Here is an 18,618-nt window from a genome sequence, read left to right on the forward strand (position 1 = left end):
AGCGGCTGTAAGTTTGTCTAAATTAAGCCCTCACCCCTAGCCCCTCTCCCAAAAGGGGAGAGGGGAACAAGAAATAGTTTTACTCCCCCTCTCCCTTGATGGGAGAGGGGGCTGGGGGGTGAGGGTTTTACGTTTTATTTAGTTACCGTTTGTCCATTAACTAAGCGCTGTGTACCACTGCTGACAACTTCTTCACTGGCAGAAATAGTACCTCTGACGAGAACGCGATCGCCTTCTGTATGTAGAACTTCCACATCGCGTTTTTCTACTCGATAGGCATCACCATCGCGGGCGATCGCAAAACATGACCACAAACCACGCTCACCCCTAGAGAGCGCCGTAGTTGGCAACCAAAACCCCTGTATCTGCTCAGTTTGTGATACTTTCAGGCGGGCAATTTCGCCCGATTTGGGCATCGCAAAATTAGCGGTATTGGCACTTGCTTTCTTCGCCCCTTGATTGGAACCTTGACTAGAACTTTGCAATTTCAAAACCACTGTACTAGTTCGGGTTTGCAAATTAGTTTCAGGCTTAATGGCGATCACGGTCGCGGCATAAGTGCGATCGCCAATCTCCACAGTTTGACTACTGCCCACTCTCAGAGTCGCCGCCACTGCAAAAGGTACACCGATTTCCAGTTCTGGATTTACCGCTTCCACTAGCCGCACGATCGCTTGTCCTGCCTGTGCGACGCTGCCTTCATCAAGATTGCGCTCACCGATGACACCCCGAAAGGGAGCCGTTAAATTACTCTTGGCGATCGTGATTTCTAAATCCAGAATACTAGCTTCGATCTGAGCCACCGCCGCCGCTTGAGCATTGATTTGTTCAATTCTCGCGCCATTTTGGACTTCTTCCAATTGACTTTGCGCCGCCGCTAAGCGATCCGCCAAGGCATCACGATTAAAAGCAACTTCTTCAAACTGCTCTTTGCTCACTGCCCCTTCTTGATATAACGATTCTCGGCGTTGGCTCCGCGTATTGGCTAGGCGCAATTGATTTTCTAAATCAGAAACCTGCGATCGCGCCGATGCAATTACTTCTTGCCGCGAACCATTCTGTAATTCCTGTAATTGCGCTAAAGCTCGTAATCTCTGCGCCTCTAATTGCGATAATTGTGCTTGTAGATTTTGCGTATCTAATCTGGCAATTACGGCTCCCGCTTCAACAATCTGTCCGCGATCATACAAAACTTCAATTACTTTGCCTGCACGCTCAAATCCCAGATCAGTGCGTCTTGTTGCTACGACTTCGCCTGTGTAATAGCGCGTGATGTTGTAGGAATTCACAGGTGCAAGCTTAACGGTAGATACAGTCAGGGGTTTCGTTAGCGCAGGCTGTTCTGAAAGCACAAAACGTTGATAAAGAATAACTCCTGTACCTACTACAACTAAACCGCTCGCAACAATGCCAATCCAAGAGTTGCGCTGCCAACCGATGCTGCTGATTTTCTCTGTATTCATAATCTGCTATGTGTAATTTGCTCTGCGGCGGTTGTGAGGGATAATCTGCTAAAACATCCCTAAAACTCAACGTGATTATTAAAAACCAGATCTAAAACCTGTGGCGCACGCGCAGCGTGCGCCACAGGTTTTAGGGTTTTATATTTAATTGCGCTAAGTTACTTAAGAAACCATTTAAGAATTACTTTCTGCGGGCAAAAGCTCTAAGAGATCCCCCTCCAGCCCCCCTTTTTAAGGGGGGCTGGAGGGGATCTAGACAATTCTTAAATTGTTTCTAATGTAATTAATTACAAAAACTAGATAGCCATATAAAACCAACTTTATAAAATCAGTTTTATACAACAAGTTGTATATGTCAAGTAAAATTTAATAAATTCAAATAAAACTAAAACCTATGTCCCTATCCCATGCGATCGCCACCATCTTGCTTCAGTCTCCCCATACTGGCTATGACCTCAGCAAAGAATTTGACGAAAAAGTAAGTTGCTATTGGCAAGCCACATCGCAGCAGATTTATCGCGAACTAGCAAAAATGCAAGAAAAAGGTTTAGTTGAAATGGAAAATATCCCTCAGTTAAATCGACCCGATAAAAAAATGTACTCCCTTACGGAAGCTGGCAAACAGGATTTAATCAATTGGATTATGGAACCATCAGAACCTACTTCTGTTCGAGAAGGATTATTAGTAAAAGTCCGTAGTGGGTTTATTGTTCCTGAAGAGATTCTCATTAATGAAATTAAAAGACGTAAACAAATCCATCAACAAAAGCTCAATTATTATTACTCCATTGAACCAGAATTTGGCGATACAACAAATTTGGCGCGTCCACAACGACATCTCTATTTAACCCTGCGTTGCGGAATTCGCTACGAGACAATGTGGGTTGAATGGTGTGATGAGGCGATCGCGCAGTTACAGCAAAAATAAAAAGGACAAAGGGTTCTGTAATTTAAGATTTTTGATGGCGAGGCGAAGCCTCACTACCAAAAATTGGTAGCTTCGTTTAATTTTCTGCGGCAATTCTGATGGGTCATTTGCTATGTTGCAATCATACTGATATAGTTCAGTACATTGTTTGGTTCTAGTGAGGAGCAGTCACTAGAGGAAACGGGGAAAGTTCGGTGTAAATCCGACGCTGTACCGCAACTGTGATGAAAGTTGATTGATCATTAATTGATCTTTCTTAACAAGCTTTTCGAGTCAGGATGCCCACCAAACAACTCTTGTAAACCTATATCCCATCTGCGAGTTACAGAATGAGTGATTCTATCAAAGCTTTGCCGTGGCAAGCTAGACAGCTTGTCATATTCACATCTTTATATGACCATTGGGCAAACTATTCACTAATTTGTCTTTTTTTGCATTCGCAGCGATCTATCTCAAATCAAAGTTAAGAGAGCTTTTGCCAACTTTTCTGAGATTCTTTATATCTATTCCATTCCAAATATTTGGCTAGTTTCTCATTGGAAAAATTTGAGAAATACAGAAATCACTGAATTTTTTTGTGCGAAATAAGTAAACACGAGATAGACAGAATGACTCAACATAAACTCTTTGTTTGTACCCTTTGCCGTTTTTCCAATACCCAAAAGGAATATGAAGGCTTGAGAGGTGGACAGCATCTTTTTAATGCTCTCAGCGAGAATCTGGCAGGACTAGGCGATCGCTTACAAGTTGAGCCTGTGAAGTGTATGGCAGCTTGCGATCGCGCCTGTGCGGTTGCCTTTACAGGAGCGAATAAGCATACGTTTATTTTTAGCGATCTGCACCCGTTAGAGGCGGCAACTGATGTATCGCAATTTTGCCAACAATATTTAGAGCATCCCACGGGAGCCGTTCCCTACCAAGAGCGTCCAGAGGCGATCAAGCGCAAACTTTTTGTGGTACTACCGCCTTCATAGATTTTCCCACAACGGTTACAGAGCTTTGCACTCAAATCTCCTGTGATTCGATCGATAGGTAATTAGGGTTGACACAATTACCACCTATATGTAAATGTTAAATTATGAGAATGATTATCATTCTTGATTTTGTTTATGCAAAAACTCTAAAAATTTGACTTCAAGTAATTTAACAATCCCCTCATTCAGAGACTCCATTTAAAACTTTTGTAATAAACCTAGGGATTCTATTAATGACTAGAAGGAACGGCTTCACCCATAAATTATTAAGTCAATTATCAAGCCAATTCACAAAATATTTTCTTGTCCAATCTTTTCAAATTGTTGGATTGTCTTGGATGCTGCTGGGGCTTTCGATAATGGTGATCCCTGTAGCGATCGCGGTGGAAGATGAGGAGCCTGAAATTGACATTACCGTAACTGGCAAAATCCTCAATCGCCCCGTCACTTCCACTCAACGTCGTGATGCAACCTTGCAGGATGGCACTCGTCCTGCCTACACGATCAATCGCCAAGAGATCGAACAACAGGGTGCAAGAACTGCCAAAGAAGCCTTGAAATTTCTGCCCAGTATTCTTGGTGGCGGCACTGTTGGCACAGAATTCAATGCCCTTAGTGGTCAATTTATTCGGGGTTCCAATACCAATCAAGTTTTGATTTTGATCGATGGTCGCCCCGTGAATAATGTTGGTGGTGGTGGCTTTGACCTATCAGAAATTCCCGCCAGTATTATCGAACGGATTGAAGTCATCCCAGGCGGTGGTTCGACTCTCTATGGTTCCGATGCGATCGGTGGGATTATTAACATCATTACTACCCGCCCAACGGAAAAATTTACGGCTAATGCCAAGGTGGAATTAGGAAGTTATGGCTTAAATGAGCAGTCATTACAACTGAGTCAGCGTGTCGGTGAATTTAGTTATTTAGTGGGATTTTCACGCACACAGGCTCAAAATAACTATCCTTTTAGCATTCCTGAAGTCGGCTTTAGTGGTGTCAGAACGAATAATGACGCGATCGCTAATAACACGAACATCAAATTAGAATATCAGCCCAGCGATCGCACAAAACTCTCATTCACAGGCTTCTATCTTGCTAAAAATCAGGGAACCCCTGGGGGTGTGCCAATTGCCAATCCCTTGTTTGGGCAAGGATTTTTTAATAGTCTCACCGATAATAATCGCAAATTTACCGATCAGGTATTTCTTGATTTAGGATTGGAACAGAAGTTAGGTGAAGGGGATGACTCGCTATTGTTGGTGAGAGCTTTTAGCGATCGCTTAAATACGCGCTTTGACAACCGCACCACCGCCGCTAATACCCTTGTTGGCAATCCTCCCGTTCTGACAAATACGCCACGAACTCCACAGCGATTTGAAACCCGTCAAAATAGCCTCGGTTTTCAAATTCAGCACAATTGGAAATTTGCGCCCACACAGATCCTCACCTATGGCTTTGACTATCGCTCCACCAATGCGATTAGTGAAACCACAAACCTTGCTACCAACGTGCTTACCCCTAGTTATAATGCCAATATTTCCCAAGGGGCTGTGTTTGCTCAATATAGCAACGATTTAACGGATAGATTGAATATTACCGCAGGACTGCGGCAAGAGTTCAGCAGCTTAGTAAATGGTTCGGCAACCACGCCATCGGTAGGAATTAAATATGCGCTCACTGATTCCACAACTGTTAGGGCAAACTATATCCGCAACTTCCGCACCCCCACAATCGCCAATTTATTTAATGCCAACCCCACGAATATCGGCAATCCTAACCTCTTACCTGAAACTGGCGACAGTTATGACATCGGCATCGATCAAAAGTTAGGCGATATTGGTTTGTTTCGGCTGACCGCTTTCTCCAATAACATTTCTAATCTGATTGCTTTCCAAAGAATTGCGCCGCCCGTCAATGGCATCTCTGGCACTTTCCAGAATCTCGGTCAGGTGGTGACAAATGGACTGGAAGCATCATTAAATCTGCAAATTGTTCCCAACTTTTTCCTTGCTGCCAACTACACGCTCAATGATCCGCGCATCATCTCCAGTGTCAACGCAGGGGAAAATGGCAAGGAACTCCGCTTTGCAGGGGCAAATAAACTGAATATTGGGCTGTCCTACGAAAATCCGCAGGGATGGTATGCAGGATTATTCATGAATTCCCTTAGTGGTTTTCCCACTGATAACCTGAATACCGAATTTCTGTCTGGACAGACCACCTTCGACCTGCGACTTCGCGCTCCCATCACCGCCCAAATATCTGCGACCCTTGGTATTGAGAATATCTTCGACCAACGCTTTCAGCTATTTGCAGGTTTTCCCGACGGTGGGCGCACGATTCGCGGCAGTTTAAGTTTTCAGTTTTAACCGATCAACAGATTAGGGCAGCGCTTCGCGCCGCCCTAATCCTCATTAAATTAATAAACAACTATGAACACCTTCTCCCGCCTTGTCACTCCCCTTAATCTCACCGAAATTGAACCCTTACCCAATGGCGGTCAAATTGAATATGAATTTTTTCCCACCGATCTTGATGTAACGGCTCCCTTGCTGCATCATCTCTGTCAAGAGCGTTGGCAGGACATTGGCATTGGTCACATGGTGGATGGCAGCGTCTTGGAATTGGAATTTAATGCTCCACCGAAAATCTTTAAACTCTATGATGGCTATCTGACCGTAGTGACGGAAGGATGGCATTTACATCTCTGCATCGCTGAAAATATTGGTGGTCCCGATCGCCGCACACCAATTGAGCAGATCCAAAGCCGTCTGGTCAGCCGCGCTGCCCTCTATCGCCGCCTTAATCCTGAAGGAGAACCACGCAGTTGGGGAATTCAGTTCTGGAATGGCGCAGGGGTGAAGATGATGACTTTCTTTTTACCTAATCCCTTTATTGGTGACAATGAGGATCTGCTCTCAGAGCGCAAGCCAAACTTGGAAAAGTTGAAGTTGTATGAGGAGCTAAGGGAAACTTACATTTTAGGGGCAAAGGAACTCCCTTACGATCGCAATCCCCTTAATAAGAAATATATTTCGGTATGCCGATCTAGTCGTTGTCTGCCATCACGCAACTATCAGCCCATCTACGAGGCTTTACAATCAGCCGTCAAGGAGGCAAATTTGGAAGATGTGGAAGTTTGCGTTTCTGGCTGTTTGGAGGTTTGCAAAATGGGACCTGTGGTTTTCTATTCAGGCGATCGCACTTGGTACAGCCGAGTAACTCCTGAAACTGCGAAACAAATCGTACAGGAGCATCTAGTCGCAGGTCAGCCAGTAGCTAAGCACGTTTATCCCTAGTTCTAATTGAAAATTGACTAGATCCCCCTCAATCCCCCTTATAAAGGGGGAGGAAGATAATTCTCCCCCCTTTTTTCAAGGGGTGCTGGGGGGTATCTTTTCTAAATCTAAATCATCCCAAAAGAATGTTCAAAAGATTTATGCGTAAATTCAGTCTAAGCTTGCTCTGCCTAGGTTTGGCGGCTATGGGAACTGGTTGCGCGATCGCCCTTAGTTCTCCTGCTCCCAACAATTCTTTGGCTTCTAAAAGCCCTAACACCTCCTCAAATTGCATTACTAAATACGAAAGCGATCGCGATTATTTTCCTGTCAAAACCAAGATTAAGCACGCGCTCGGCTTTGATGTGTCCTACCATAAGCATTACAAAATCATCACTGTCAAACAACCTTGGAAAAACGCTAATCAGGTATTCCGTTATGTGCTGGTGCAATGCGGCACGCCGATTCCCGAAGGATTTAGCGCCGACCAAATCATCCAAGTTCCCGTACCATCGATCGCCATTCTCTCCACCACCCATCTTGCCCACTTAGAGAAACTGGGATTGCTCGATCGCCTCGTTGCTATGAGTAGCCTCGATCTGGTCTATGGACAGCAAACTCAAACAAAACTCAAAAGCCAAGGAGTACAGGATCTGGGACGGGGCAGCACCGTTAATGTGGAAAAAATATTAGCCCTCAGCCCTGCCCTCGTGACCACCTTCGGCACTGGCAGCCCCGAACGCGATCGCCATCCTAAACTTCTAGAAGCAGGGCTGAAAGTGGGGCTGAATGCTGAATATATGGAATCTAGTCCCCTCGGACAGGCGGAATGGCTAAAGTTTACAGCCCTATTTTTTAATCAGGAAGAACGCGCTAATCAAGTTTTTGATGAGATGGAAGCTCGCTATGAAAAGGTGGCGGCGATCGCCAAATCCGCTCAAAATAAGCCCACTGTAGTTACAGGATTTCATCGCAATGGTACTTGGTATGTGGCAGGTGGCAAAAGCTATGTGGCAAAGTATTTAACCGATGCGGGAGCCGAATATCTTTGGGCAGACGATCCCACCTCTGGCAGTAATCCCCTCAGTTTTGAAGAAGTCTATCGACGCGGGCGATCGGCAGATTTTTGGCTCAATGGTAGTCAAGATTGGAAACAGAAAGAAGACATTCCCAAAGCCGATATCCGTTATCGTGATTTTCAAGCTTGGCAAACTGGACAGATGTATAGCGCCAATGCCCGCATCAGTCCCACAGGTGGCAATGACTACTGGCAAAGCGGCATTACCAGTCCCGATGTCGTACTCGCCGATCTTGTAAAAATCTTTCATCCCGAACTCATGCCCGATCATCAACTCTTCTATTACCGCAAAATTGAACCATGATTTGCAATACCATAATAGATCCCCCCCACCCCCCTTGTAAAGGGGGGAGAATTTTCTTCTTCCCCCTTTACAAGGGGGATTGAGGGGGATCTTTAAGAATAAAAATGTAGCTGATGAATTATATGTATAAGGTAACTTCCCAAAAAGTTAGGGATAAACAAGAAGAATGGATTACCCATTGAAATATTCCTTAAAAGAACATCGGATCGCCCTAATTTTTCTCGCGCTTTTAATCAGCCTAGGATTAAGCGCGATCGCCAGCTTAGTTGTGGGTTCCGTATGGATTCCCCTCCCCGATCTCGTCAAAATTATACTTCATCAATCCCCTGAGACAGGCTGGGCGCAGATTTTTTGGCAATTTCGGCTACCTAAAGCTCTTACCGCCATCTTTTGTGGAGCCGCCCTCGCCGTCAGTGGCTTACAAATGCAGGTTCTATTTGGTAATCCCTTAGCGGGTCCCTTTGTATTGGGAGTTAGCTCTGGAGCCAGTTTAGGCGTAGCGATCGCTATTCTGGCAACGGAGGCATTAGGACAAGTCAGTGCCGTATTAGGCAGCGAATCCACCTTAGTCGCCGCTTGTATTGGTGCAGCTTTCTCCATGGGTTTAGTGGCGATCGCTTCCAAATTTGTGCAGAATTCCACCACTCTCTTAGTTTTAGGGCTAATGATGGGCTATGGCGTAGGCGCAGTGGTGAATATTTTGCTCTATTTCAGTTCCCCCGAACGGGTGCAATCCTATATCAACTGGACTTTTGGCAGTTTCGCAGGGGTCACGGTAGCAAGATTACCGATGCTATGTGGCGCAATTTCGCTGGGATTATTATTAGCGATCGCCGCAATCAAGCCCCTGAATACAATGCTGCTAGGGGAAATGCAAGCCCGCAGTTTAGGCACACAAATTTCTAAACTGAGATTAGGAATTGTAATCAATGTCGCCCTATTAGCAGGAACCGTCACCGCATTCTGTGGACCGATCGCCTTTCTCGGTGTCGCTGTCCCCCACCTCTGTCGCGCCCTATTTCGCTCCACCGATTGCCGAATTATTCTCCCCGCCACGATCCTAGTCGGCGCAAACTTAGCGATCGCGGCGGATCTAGTTACGCAATTACCCAACAAAACCCTACTGCCTCTCAATTCCGTAACATCTCTCCTAGGCGCACCGATTGTGGTCTGGACAATTTTGAGAAGAAAGTAACACTATTTTCTTTAGAGAAGAGATGCATCAGTATATAAACTATAGCAATCCTAAATGGATTGTGATAGTACGTCGCTTTTAGGCGTAGTTTCACAATTTTCCACATCATACAACTCACTTAGGCTCTCTATAATATTCGGGAAAGCCTTCAACTACAAAAAAGATGATGTTAAGACCATCCTTTTTGTAGTTGAAAATGTTATGGAGAGATCTCAAGCATTGGTTTTAACAATCTCCTGTAACTTGTTACATGCTTTAGTAATTGCATCAATGCTTCCAGGATTGACTAGTCCAAAATAGTCGAAGGTGTAAACGCGATCGCTGGTCACTGCATCGAGCTTATTCCAAAAGGGAGTTTCCTTTAATTTATTAATTGTGCCATCACCAACATCAACGAGAATGAGAACCTGAGGATTCGCTTCTAAAACCTTTTCCGCTGAAAGTGTTATGTAGCCTCGCATAGGGCTTTGACCTTGTAACTCGGCAGCCGCATTATTAATTTGGAACTGAGTTAATAAATCCCCTGCCCAACTATTTTTATTAGGTGCAAGAATAGGCTGCGAACTGACGAGAACGAGGGTTGATTTGGGAGTAGTCGCCTTAGCAGAAATTAGTGATTGATAGGACTGAATTAGAGCGGTGGGATCGACTTGTATTTCAGTGGCGATCGCCTTGGTTAATTCCTCTAAGGACTGCCAACTGGTAATGCTAGAGGTCATGGTCTTAATACCTAGCTCCTTCAACTTAGCAAGAACCTGATCATGAAACCCTGATGCACCAATTACTAAGTCAGGTTTGAGGGCAATGATTTTCTCTAAATTTGGTGGGGTTTGTCCTTCGCTGACTTGGGTGATTTTAGAGATTTCGGCATTCTCTCTCAATAAGCGACTTCCAGGAATACCGACTAGTTTCGTTTTGTCTAAGCGATGCACAATATCGGCGGAAAGCGAAGTTAAAGCAACCACTTTAGAAGCGCCAACGGGTTTAACCTCGGCGGTTGGGGATTGTACGGGTGTTGTTGGAGCCGTAGATTGGGAAGGGATCGCAGGGTTGCAAGCTATGGTAAATATGGCGATTAGGGAAATAATTACCCAATTTCTTAGCGATCGCATAAATTGAAATACTCGATAAATCATAATTATAAGCCATTGATAATTTGGATCTTGCGTAGGGTGCGTTAGCGAAGCGTAACGCACCCTACAAATCTACGAATTACTTTCGATGAGCAAAAGGAAAGATCCCCCCAGCCCCCCTTGTAAAGGGGGGAGAATTTTCTTCTTCCCCCTTTACAAGGGGGATTGAGGGGGATCTCTTTGCTAACCTAAAACATTAGCGATCGCAATTTTCTGCTCATCGTCATAGCCCCATTTCTCAAGGAAAGCGGCATAGTCTCCAGCATTGGTCTTAGCCGAATCCTTCATTTGAGTAGCGATCGCTTGCACTTCAGATAGATCGACTTTCTCAATTAATAGAGATGTGCGTTTCGCCACGCGATCGGAACCTTGTGCTTGTTCTGCATCTCCATTGCGGCGATGAGTAATTGCCATAGCGGTGGACATGGCGAGGTTTTTGACTAGCAATTCAGCGATCGCATTCGGTTCGGCTTGCAAAGCTTGAATGATTGCAGGGCTAGGGTTGTCGGCAAGTTCCCATTCTCCTGTCAAGAAGCAAACGAAAAAGCCTCTAGCTCCATTGGCGGTTTTGACAAGATTGGTAATTTCCGATTGCAGTTGAGCATCATCAAGATCGGTGCGCGATAGCAGGGTCTCGGTATAGGCGATCGCTTCTTCAAAAGACATTGCCCTCTCACTTGAAGATTTTGGTTGTAACAAGCTTAGCAAATGTCCTTCGGGCGATCGCATGGCGGCAACTTTACCAAAGGAGGGTTCACGCACCCGCCCCTGTAAGGATGCGCCGAGGGATTCTAATTTGGCGATCGTCTCTTGCAAATCAGCGACATGAAAACTAAGAATAGGCGATCCGCCTACTTCGGCTTGATTCTCAGCACCGTGGATGATGATTTTTGTGCCGTCTGCATCTAGTTCTGCCATGTTGGGACTGGCGTTGACCACCGTTAGCCCTAAGCCTTCCTGATAGAACTTCACCGCCGCAGGCACATCTTTGATCATCAGCATGATATGTCGGAATTGAATAGTCACTTTTAATTGCTCCTGAATAGAAAAAGAATTGATCAATACAACCCTCACCGATGGCGGCACCTCTCCCCATTAAGGGAGAGGGGAACAAGAAATTTGTCTTACTCCCCCTCTCCCTCAATGGGCTACGGTGTACACACAAGTTATCAGCTATAGCGCGAGTTACTAAAGATCCCCCTCAATCCCCCTTAAAAAGGGGGAAGAAGAAAATTTAATCTATTCTCCCCCCTTTTTAAGGGGGGCTGGGGGGGATCTAAGCCCTGAAACGTAGACAGAGAGACTTGTATGTACACGGTAGCCTTAATGGGAGAGGGGGCTGGGGGGTGAGGGTATTTAAAACACAAAAGTCAAACCTGCTCTCAAACTGACTCCTGGTTGGGCAAATCTAGCCAGATCCGTCGGCGCAGGAGCCGTAACCAAGGGACGTACATCGGAATAGAGGAAATATTGACTATTAAATAAATTGAAGATGCCCATATTTAAAGTGAGTTGGGGAGTGATCTTATAAAATCCTGTCAGGTCAATCACAGTATAGCCTTGGGGCGTATAGGAATTGGCAGGACGATTACTGGCGAGTCGAGGCTGCCCCGCAAAGGTGGCGATCAAATCTGCACCCCATAGATCTTCGGGAGCGCGATAACGCAGCCCTGTCACTAACTTAATTGGATCGACGGTTTCCAAAGGTTGATTGGTAGTCAAATTGTCGCCAACGGTCAGACCCAGAGCCGAAATGAGGCTAAAGCCATGCTTTTCAGGGCTAAAGCGATATTCACCACTTAGCTCAAAGCCATAGGTACTCGCTCGCGCCACGTTCTGAGTCTGAAAGAGGTTGACATTGGGAATGCCATTAACCGTTCCCCTACCTAAGCTCGCAAAGGATTGAATAAAGTTGTTATAGCTGTTGTAAAAGCCTGTCAGGGCAAAATTAAACTGGGGATAGTTCGCACGAATCCCTAGCTCAAAGGTGTCACTGGTTTCTGGTCTGAGGTTAGGATTTGAGAGGGTTTGATAGCGATTGAAAGGATTAGTTAGATTTGTAAAACCAGCATTAATTTCACTATATAAGGGAGTGCGGAATCCCTTGGCATAGCGTCCCACTAACGTCCATTCGGGGGTAGTTTGCCAAACAAAGCCAAGACTAGGGGAAACTGCCGAATCGCTGAAATCCGCCGCGATCACACTGGGGGAATTATTAAGAAAAAGTTGATCGAGTTTGGTGGTGAGTTTATAGGAGTCAAAGCGCAAACCTGCAATTACGGAGAAGGTATCGCTAAAGTTAAATTCATTCTGGGCGTATATCCCTAAACGGAAGGTATCAGAATCAGGAAAATCTTTAACTGGAAAACTGTCAGCACCAACCACATTGGTACTCAGGATATTGGTTCCAGCCGCATTAAAACGATTTTCGATGCCATTGCGAATCCTTTGATTGCTGGTGTTAGAAATATCAAATCCATAGGTGAGAATATTCGGAATCTGATCGATTTTAAATTGGCTTTGGAATTGAACTTCACCACCCAAGATGCGATCGCTAAAGGTGTTTGCAAGATTGCGAGTTCGACGGCGATCCACGCCTGCCCCTGTTCTCACAAAGTCGGTAAATCGAAATTCATCGACATTGGCATTTTGGTAATAGAGCATCGCTTTGGCGGCAGTTAAGAATCCCGTGCTGTTGGGATCGTTGTAATCGTAGGAAATACTGAAGCGATCGCGGGAAGTGTTGTAATTGATCGTTTCATCCTGCCCCCGAAATCCTGCTGGTCCTAGCAAGCCTGCCACTGTAATCGGCGCAAGTCTAAAGTCATCGCGATTGCGGAAAATCTCCGCCGCCACGCCGATCTTACTAGTGGAATCAATGCGATATACCAATTTCGCAAGCCAATTATTTCGGGCATTGCTACGGCTATCGACAAACTCGTTACCCGTGGGAACCCTTGCCTCGGCTCCATCACGGCGCGTATATCCCAGTAAGCCTTCAAAATTGCCATCTCGAAAAGCGATCGCGGCGGTATTTGTAAAACTGCGATCGGTGGTTTCGTAATTGGTGGATAGACTGGTCACAACCGATTGATCGGGACGCTTTTTGAGTAAATCCTCTGGGTCAATGGTACGGAAACTGACCACACCACCGAGGGCATCACTGCCATAGAGTGCCGAAGCAGGCCCTCGCACAACTTCTACTCGTTGCAAAGTCTCAATATCCACATAGTCACGCCCAATTGAAGGTGTGCCGAAGGAAAACTGATTAGGAAGGCGCACGCCATCATTGAGAATGAGAACGCGATTACCGCCTAGTCCACGAATATTTATATCCTGCAATCCATAGCGGCGATTGTTACCAACAGAAACATTAGGCTCATAGCGAAAAAGATCGCGCAGATCTTGGGTGAGATTTTGATCGATTTTGTCGGCATCAATGACGCTAATCGAACCAGGGGTGAGTCTCACAGGACGCGCCCGCCTTGCCCCCGTAATCGTAATCTCTTCATCGGGATCATCATCGCGATTGAGGCTGTAGAGAACACCTTGAGTTTTTAAAGTGACTTCTTGCACAGGCGGTTTATCTTTGCCAGCCACATTGACGCGGATCGTGCTTCCCTCTAATTGTGTCAGGCTGATGTTACTAATTTCTGCCGTGGGATTGGCGCTGGTAAATTCCTGCTGATCGGGAATTGCTAACACCGCATTGGGAATATCAGCAACGAGATTATTACCTTCAATCCGAAAGTTATTAGTGTCAATTTGCAGCGATCGCCCCTCTGCGGTTTCCAGAATAATCTCTAAGCGGCTGCTAGTGGGATTGATCTGCACATTGGTGATTTGTACAGGGGCGGCTTGGGCAAGTTGTGAGGCAAGGGGCTTAAGCCCCTTGTTTTCTGTGAGAATTGCTAAGTTATTGGGAACATTTTCAGCGATCGCTACGTCTTCAAGGAAAACCAGAGCGGGAATGCTAAACAATAAAAAAGCAGCATTCCTGAGCAGAATGTAATGAAGTTTCATATGATATTGATGTCGATTTGATATTGATAAATTCGATATTTGAGGGCAAGTTGGCGCTTGCCCTTTTTGTTTGGAATTGTAAGACCCTCACCCCTAACCCCTCTCCCCTTTTGGGAGAGGGGAACAAGAGATTCGTCTTACTCCCCCTCTCCCTTAATGGGCTACCGTGTACACACAAGTCTTCCTGTCTACGTTTTAAGGTTTAGATCCCCCCCCAGCCCCCCTTAAAAAAGGGGGGAGAATAAATTAAATTTTCTTCTTCCCCCTTTGCAAGGGGGATTGAGGGGGATCATTAGTAACTCACGATATAGCTGATAACTTGTGTGTACACCGTAGCTCCCATTCAGGGAGAGGGGAACAAGAGATTCGTCTTACTCCCCCTCTCCCTGAATGGGCTACCGTGTACACACAAGTCTTCCTGTCTACGTTTTAAGGTTTAGATCCCCCCCAGCCCCCCTTGAAAAAGGGGGGAGAATTTTCTTCTTCCCCCTTTTCAAGGGGGATTGAGGGGGATCATTAGTAACTCACGATATAGCTGATAACTTGTGTGTACACCGTAGCTCCCATTCAGGGAGAGGGGAACAAGAGATTCGTCTTACTCCCCCTCTCCCTTAATGGGAGAGGGGGCTGGGGGGTGAGGGCTTCACATCGCGACTCTTGACTAAAGTATGCGATGGCGAAAGCAAACAGATCTGCAAACCCACAGGCGTAATGAGCGTCACTGCTTCCACATCAAAGACTTGACGCAGATTTTCAGGAGTGATCACATCAGCCGATCGCCCGATCGCTTTGATCACACCATGCTTTAACATCGCTAGGCGATCGCTATAGCGCATCGCTAGGTTAATGTCATGCAGCACCGTAACGATTGACAATTGCCGCTCTTGATTGAGCGTCTTCAGCAGTTCCAATAGTTCTAATTGATGATGCAAATCCAAAAATGTGGTTGGTTCATCCAATAAGAGAACTTGAGGATCTTGCGCTAGGGTTAAGGCTAGGAAAGCTCTTTGGCGCTCACCACCTGAAAGCTGCTCAACGGGGCGATCGCTTAATTCTGTGAGTTGAGTTTGAGCGATCGCTGTTTCCACCATTTGCCGATCCTCGACATTCAGATCCCATTGCCACCAAGGTTGATGGGGTGTGCGTCCAAGGCTGACTAGTTGTCGCACCGTCAATCCCGATGGAATCGTTTGCTGTTGTGGCAAAATCGCTAACTGCCTAGCGACAACATTGGCAGGCTGTTGATGGATTGCTTTGCCATCCAGTAAAACCGTTCCCGTTTGCGGTGTCAGAATTCGACTGCATAGCTTCAACAAAGTTGATTTGCCTGAACCATTTGCACCTACTAAACTCAACCATTCGCCTTTATGGAGAGATAGGGACACATCCTGCAAAATTGTCTGCTTACCATAGCCACCGACTAGATTTCGAGCCTCTAGCAATGCTTCAGCAAGATTATAGGAATCATGATTATCCATTACTAACCTCTCTGACCGCGCCGATAGAGTAACCAGATGAATAATGGAGAACCAAGCAACGCTGTCACTGCGCCCACAGGTAATTCCACCGTGCCGAGTCGCGACAGCAAATCCGCTAGCGTCAACACCCAAGCACCACCGATCGCGGAACATGGCAAAATCCATCGGTAATCAGAACCGACTAGCAAGCGCACACCATGCGGCACAACCAAGCCGACAAAGCCAATTAGTCCCGCCATACTCACCGCACTTGCCGCCAGTAAACTTGCTACTGCACCAATCGCTAAACGCGATCGCACTAGCGAAGTTCCCAAACCTGATGCGAGGTCGTCACCAAGATTCAGCAAATTCAATGGACGCGCTAATAGACAACCTGCGATTAGCGCCATACCCACATAGGGACCCACATTATTTACCTCAGCCCAGCCACGCCCATTCAGGCTACCAATCAGCCAATTTAGCGCCGACTGAATTCTGCCATCATCCGCAAGTAAGAGCAGAGTGGTTTGGATTGCGCCAAACATAGAACTAATCGCCACACCTGCCAAAATCAAGCGCTCAACGGAAAGTCCTCCGCCCAAATAACCAAGGGTATAAACGAGAATTGCCGTAGCGATCGCGCCAAACCATGCGCCTATGGGAACTAAAGTCTGGACTACACCGAGCGTAATCATGGCGATCGCTACGAGTCCCGCACCTGCGGAAATGCCCAACACAAAGGGATCGGCAAGCCCATTTCGCAACATTCCTTGCAGTAAAGCACCTGACATTCCCAAAGCCGCACCGACCACCATCGCGGCAATGATACGCGGTAATCGCAATTCCCAAATAATTGTTTGATTAATCGATTCGCCTTGATGCCAAAGCGCTTGCCAGAGTTCGTTCCAACTGAGGGGAACTGCTCCTTTGCATAGGGAAACTGCCATTGTCAATAGCAGTCCAATCGTCAACAAACCTAACGTGGGCAAGAAGCGATCGCGCAGCAAATAATTAAATTTAACTTTCTGATTTACTTTCTGAACTACCATTAATCTAAATTAACCTAAGAATTCTTTAGAAACCATTTAAGAATTATTTCCTACGGTCAGAGACTCTAAGAGATCCCCCTCAATCCCCCTTAAAAAGGGGGAAGAAGATAATTTAATTTATTCTCCCCCCTTTTTAACTGTGTTACACACAAGTCTCTCTGACTACGTTTTAAGGTTTTGATCCCCCCAGCCCCCCTTGCAAAGGGGGGAGAATTTTCTTCTTCCCCCTTTGCAAGGGGGATTGAGGGGGATCTTTCGTAACTCATGCTATAGCTGATAACTTGTGTGTACACGGTAGCTTTTTAAGGGGGGCTGGGGGGGGGATCTAAACACTGAAACGCAGACAGAGAAACTTGTGTGTACACCCTAGCTTTCGCAAGGGGGGGGATCTAGACAATTCTTAAATGATTTCTTAGACACCGAACTCAGCCCTTAATAGCGTTACCCATTTTTTCAATCTCTGCTCAGTCAAATCTGATTGATTGGTATCATCTAGAGCCAGCCCGACAAATTTACCATTGCGAACTGCCTTAGATTCATCAAACTCATAGCCTTCCGTTGACCAATAACCAACGGTCTTACCGCCACGTTCCGCGATCTTCTCTTCGAGAATACCGATCGCATCTAAGAAATTATCCGCATAGCCAACCTGATCACCACAACCGAAATAAGCAACTTTCTTACCAGAGAAATCAAGATCATCAAGTTCAGGAAATAAGCCTTCCCAATCCGATTGCAACTCACCAATATTCCAAGTCGGACAACCAATAATCAAGCAATCATAGCCTACCAAATCACTAGCGTCGGCTTTGGCAACATCATGCAAATCAACCAATCCAGAACCAAAAATTTTCTGTATTTCTTCAGCCGCACTTTCAGTATTACCAGTCTGAGTACCAAAAAACAAACCAATCTTAGCCATGATATTTCTCTAATTCAATGATTTCTAAATAGTAATTGTTAGTAATTTATTGAGGTTATTTGATTGCAAATATCTCTTATAAAACCTTCTTATAAAGCAGAAAATGACCTATCACTAAAGTTTGAATGCAATGTCAAATAGTGGTTTTTCCAACTAATCAATCCATCAAGTCTTAGTTGATTTAAAGATCTCGTCATTGTTACTCTAGTCGAGCCAATTGTGTCAGCAATGTCTTGATGCGTGATCTTGAGGTCAATCAAAATACCGAGATCGCAGGGTTTACCAAACTTCTCCGATAGCCAAATCAAAAACTTCTTCAACTTGACATCAACTGTGCGGCAATGGGAAATACTCAGTAAATGTTGGGTTTGGTGACAATGGGCAATAATCGCACTAGAAGCTTGCTCCCACAAAATCGATGGCAATAATTCTACTTCGACATTACTTAAACATTGAATCTGGTAAGGCTCAAGGGTAGACATGAGGCTACCAATAATATCGCCTTCGCTCCACAGTCCCAAGACAATTTGGTTACCTTCCTCATCCCAAGTCATGGTTCGCACAATTCCTGTTTTAATCTGCCACAACACATCATTACGCAATGGAATGTATTCGTAACGTTTGAAATTGTAGATCTTAAGTCCGTGATTGAGAAGGTGTAAGACCTTGGGGGGAGTGATCGAAATTGATAAATGATTGTCAGCTAATTTAACAAATGTGGAATTCATGACTTGAACCTCTATAAATCTCTATATATTTACCTCTGGATCAAGGTCATCAGTAACCAAAAGTTGACCAGATAAGTTAATGAAGC

13 protein-coding genes, 1 pseudogene and 1 riboswitch are annotated in these 18,618 nt (G+C 45.5%); of the genes and pseudogenes, 6 read left to right on the forward strand and 8 right to left on the reverse strand.

What is annotated here, in order from left to right:
• Positions 1-134: 134 nt before the first annotated feature.
• Positions 135-1,463 carry an efflux RND transporter periplasmic adaptor subunit gene (locus tag VB775_RS00350; RefSeq protein ID WP_281007511.1) on the reverse strand — a complete coding sequence of 443 codons (1,329 nt, stop codon included), beginning with the start codon at positions 1,461-1,463 and terminating at the stop codon, positions 135-137.
• Between the two features lie 394 nt (positions 1,464-1,857).
• Between VB775_RS00350 and VB775_RS00355 the strand changes: the two genes are divergently transcribed.
• The 6 genes from VB775_RS00355 to VB775_RS00380 all read left to right on the forward strand — a co-directional run bounded on the left by VB775_RS00355 (position 1,858) and on the right by VB775_RS00380 (position 9,220).
• On the forward strand, positions 1,858-2,391 hold the full coding sequence (locus VB775_RS00355; protein ID WP_281007510.1) for a PadR family transcriptional regulator: 534 nt from the start codon (positions 1,858-1,860) through the stop codon (positions 2,389-2,391).
• A 132-nt stretch (positions 2,392-2,523) separates the two neighbouring features.
• A riboswitch (cobalamin riboswitch) is annotated at positions 2,524-2,696 on the forward strand.
• A 303-nt stretch (positions 2,697-2,999) separates the two neighbouring features.
• Positions 3,000-3,365, forward strand: a complete 366-nt coding sequence (locus VB775_RS00360; protein WP_281007509.1) for a DUF1636 domain-containing protein — start codon at positions 3,000-3,002, stop codon at positions 3,363-3,365.
• Between the two features lie 233 nt (positions 3,366-3,598).
• Positions 3,599-5,734 carry a TonB-dependent receptor gene (locus VB775_RS00365; protein WP_323216604.1) on the forward strand — a complete coding sequence of 712 codons (2,136 nt, stop codon included), beginning with the start codon at positions 3,599-3,601 and terminating at the stop codon, positions 5,732-5,734.
• A gap of 63 nt (positions 5,735-5,797) precedes the next feature.
• Positions 5,798-6,664 carry a (2Fe-2S) ferredoxin domain-containing protein gene (locus VB775_RS00370; protein ID WP_281007507.1) on the forward strand — a complete coding sequence of 289 codons (867 nt, stop codon included), beginning with the start codon at positions 5,798-5,800 and terminating at the stop codon, positions 6,662-6,664.
• A 140-nt stretch (positions 6,665-6,804) separates the two neighbouring features.
• The gene (locus tag VB775_RS00375) at positions 6,805-8,025 is read left to right on the forward strand and encodes an ABC transporter substrate-binding protein (RefSeq protein ID WP_281007506.1); all 1,221 of its coding nucleotides are present in this window, start codon (positions 6,805-6,807) and stop codon (positions 8,023-8,025) included.
• A gap of 166 nt (positions 8,026-8,191) precedes the next feature.
• A complete protein-coding gene (locus tag VB775_RS00380) occupies positions 8,192-9,220 on the forward strand; it encodes an iron ABC transporter permease (protein WP_281007505.1) in 1,029 nt (342 codons plus the stop codon).
• Positions 9,221-9,432: 212 nt separating this feature from the next.
• Here VB775_RS00380 and VB775_RS00385 read toward each other — a convergent pair whose 3' ends face one another.
• The 7 genes and pseudogenes from VB775_RS00385 to VB775_RS00415 form a co-directional block, all read right to left on the reverse strand.
• Positions 9,433-10,356 (reverse strand): ABC transporter substrate-binding protein, encoded by a 924-nt coding sequence (locus VB775_RS00385; RefSeq protein WP_281007504.1) that lies wholly within the window; start codon positions 10,354-10,356, stop codon positions 9,433-9,435.
• Positions 10,357-11,025: 669 nt separating this feature from the next.
• Positions 11,026-11,379 (reverse strand): annotated as a pseudogene (locus tag VB775_RS26305) (VOC family protein); the annotation flags it as partial.
• Between the two features lie 330 nt (positions 11,380-11,709).
• On the reverse strand, positions 11,710-14,376 hold the full coding sequence (locus tag VB775_RS00395; protein ID WP_281007502.1) for a TonB-dependent hemoglobin/transferrin/lactoferrin family receptor: 2,667 nt from the start codon (positions 14,374-14,376) through the stop codon (positions 11,710-11,712).
• Between the two features lie 611 nt (positions 14,377-14,987).
• Entirely contained in the window at positions 14,988-15,854 is an 867-nt protein-coding gene (locus VB775_RS00400) for an ABC transporter ATP-binding protein (protein ID WP_281007501.1), read from the reverse strand.
• A 2-nt stretch (positions 15,855-15,856) separates the two neighbouring features.
• Positions 15,857-16,780, reverse strand: coding sequence for a FecCD family ABC transporter permease (locus VB775_RS00405; RefSeq protein WP_407073013.1), 924 nt, complete (start codon positions 16,778-16,780; stop codon positions 15,857-15,859).
• Between the two features lie 514 nt (positions 16,781-17,294).
• Positions 17,295-17,804 (reverse strand): flavodoxin FldA, encoded by a 510-nt coding sequence (fldA, locus tag VB775_RS00410; protein WP_281007499.1) that lies wholly within the window; start codon positions 17,802-17,804, stop codon positions 17,295-17,297.
• 89 nt (positions 17,805-17,893) lie between these two features.
• Entirely contained in the window at positions 17,894-18,532 is a 639-nt protein-coding gene (locus VB775_RS00415) for a Crp/Fnr family transcriptional regulator (protein ID WP_281007498.1), read from the reverse strand.
• Positions 18,533-18,618: the final 86 nt, after the last annotated feature.

Source organism: Pseudanabaena sp. CCNP1317 (assembly GCF_034931345.1).
In the GTDB taxonomy this organism is placed as follows: domain Bacteria; phylum Cyanobacteriota; class Cyanobacteriia; order Pseudanabaenales; family Pseudanabaenaceae; genus Pseudanabaena; species Pseudanabaena galeata.

Coding starts and splice junctions, on each gene's coding strand:
- VB775_RS00400 (WP_281007501.1), bottom strand. CDS start 15,854: ATGGATAATCATGATTCCTATAATCTTGCTGAAGCATTGCTAGAGGCT.
- VB775_RS00350 (WP_281007511.1), bottom strand. CDS start 1,463: ATGAATACAGAGAAAATCAGCAGCATCGGTTGGCAGCGCAACTCTTGG.
- VB775_RS00415 (WP_281007498.1), bottom strand. CDS start 18,532: ATGAATTCCACATTTGTTAAATTAGCTGACAATCATTTATCAATTTCG.
- VB775_RS00365 (WP_323216604.1), top strand. CDS start 3,599: ATGACTAGAAGGAACGGCTTCACCCATAAATTATTAAGTCAATTATCA.
- VB775_RS00375 (WP_281007506.1), top strand. CDS start 6,805: ATGCGTAAATTCAGTCTAAGCTTGCTCTGCCTAGGTTTGGCGGCTATG.
- VB775_RS00360 (WP_281007509.1), top strand. CDS start 3,000: ATGACTCAACATAAACTCTTTGTTTGTACCCTTTGCCGTTTTTCCAAT.
- VB775_RS00370 (WP_281007507.1), top strand. CDS start 5,798: ATGAACACCTTCTCCCGCCTTGTCACTCCCCTTAATCTCACCGAAATT.
- VB775_RS00355 (WP_281007510.1), top strand. CDS start 1,858: ATGTCCCTATCCCATGCGATCGCCACCATCTTGCTTCAGTCTCCCCAT.
- fldA (WP_281007499.1), bottom strand. CDS start 17,804: ATGGCTAAGATTGGTTTGTTTTTTGGTACTCAGACTGGTAATACTGAA.
- VB775_RS00405 (WP_407073013.1), bottom strand. CDS start 16,780: ATGGCAGTTTCCCTATGCAAAGGAGCAGTTCCCCTCAGTTGGAACGAA.
- VB775_RS00380 (WP_281007505.1), top strand. CDS start 8,192: ATGGATTACCCATTGAAATATTCCTTAAAAGAACATCGGATCGCCCTA.
- VB775_RS00385 (WP_281007504.1), bottom strand. CDS start 10,356: ATGATTTATCGAGTATTTCAATTTATGCGATCGCTAAGAAATTGGGTA.
- VB775_RS00395 (WP_281007502.1), bottom strand. CDS start 14,376: ATGAAACTTCATTACATTCTGCTCAGGAATGCTGCTTTTTTATTGTTT.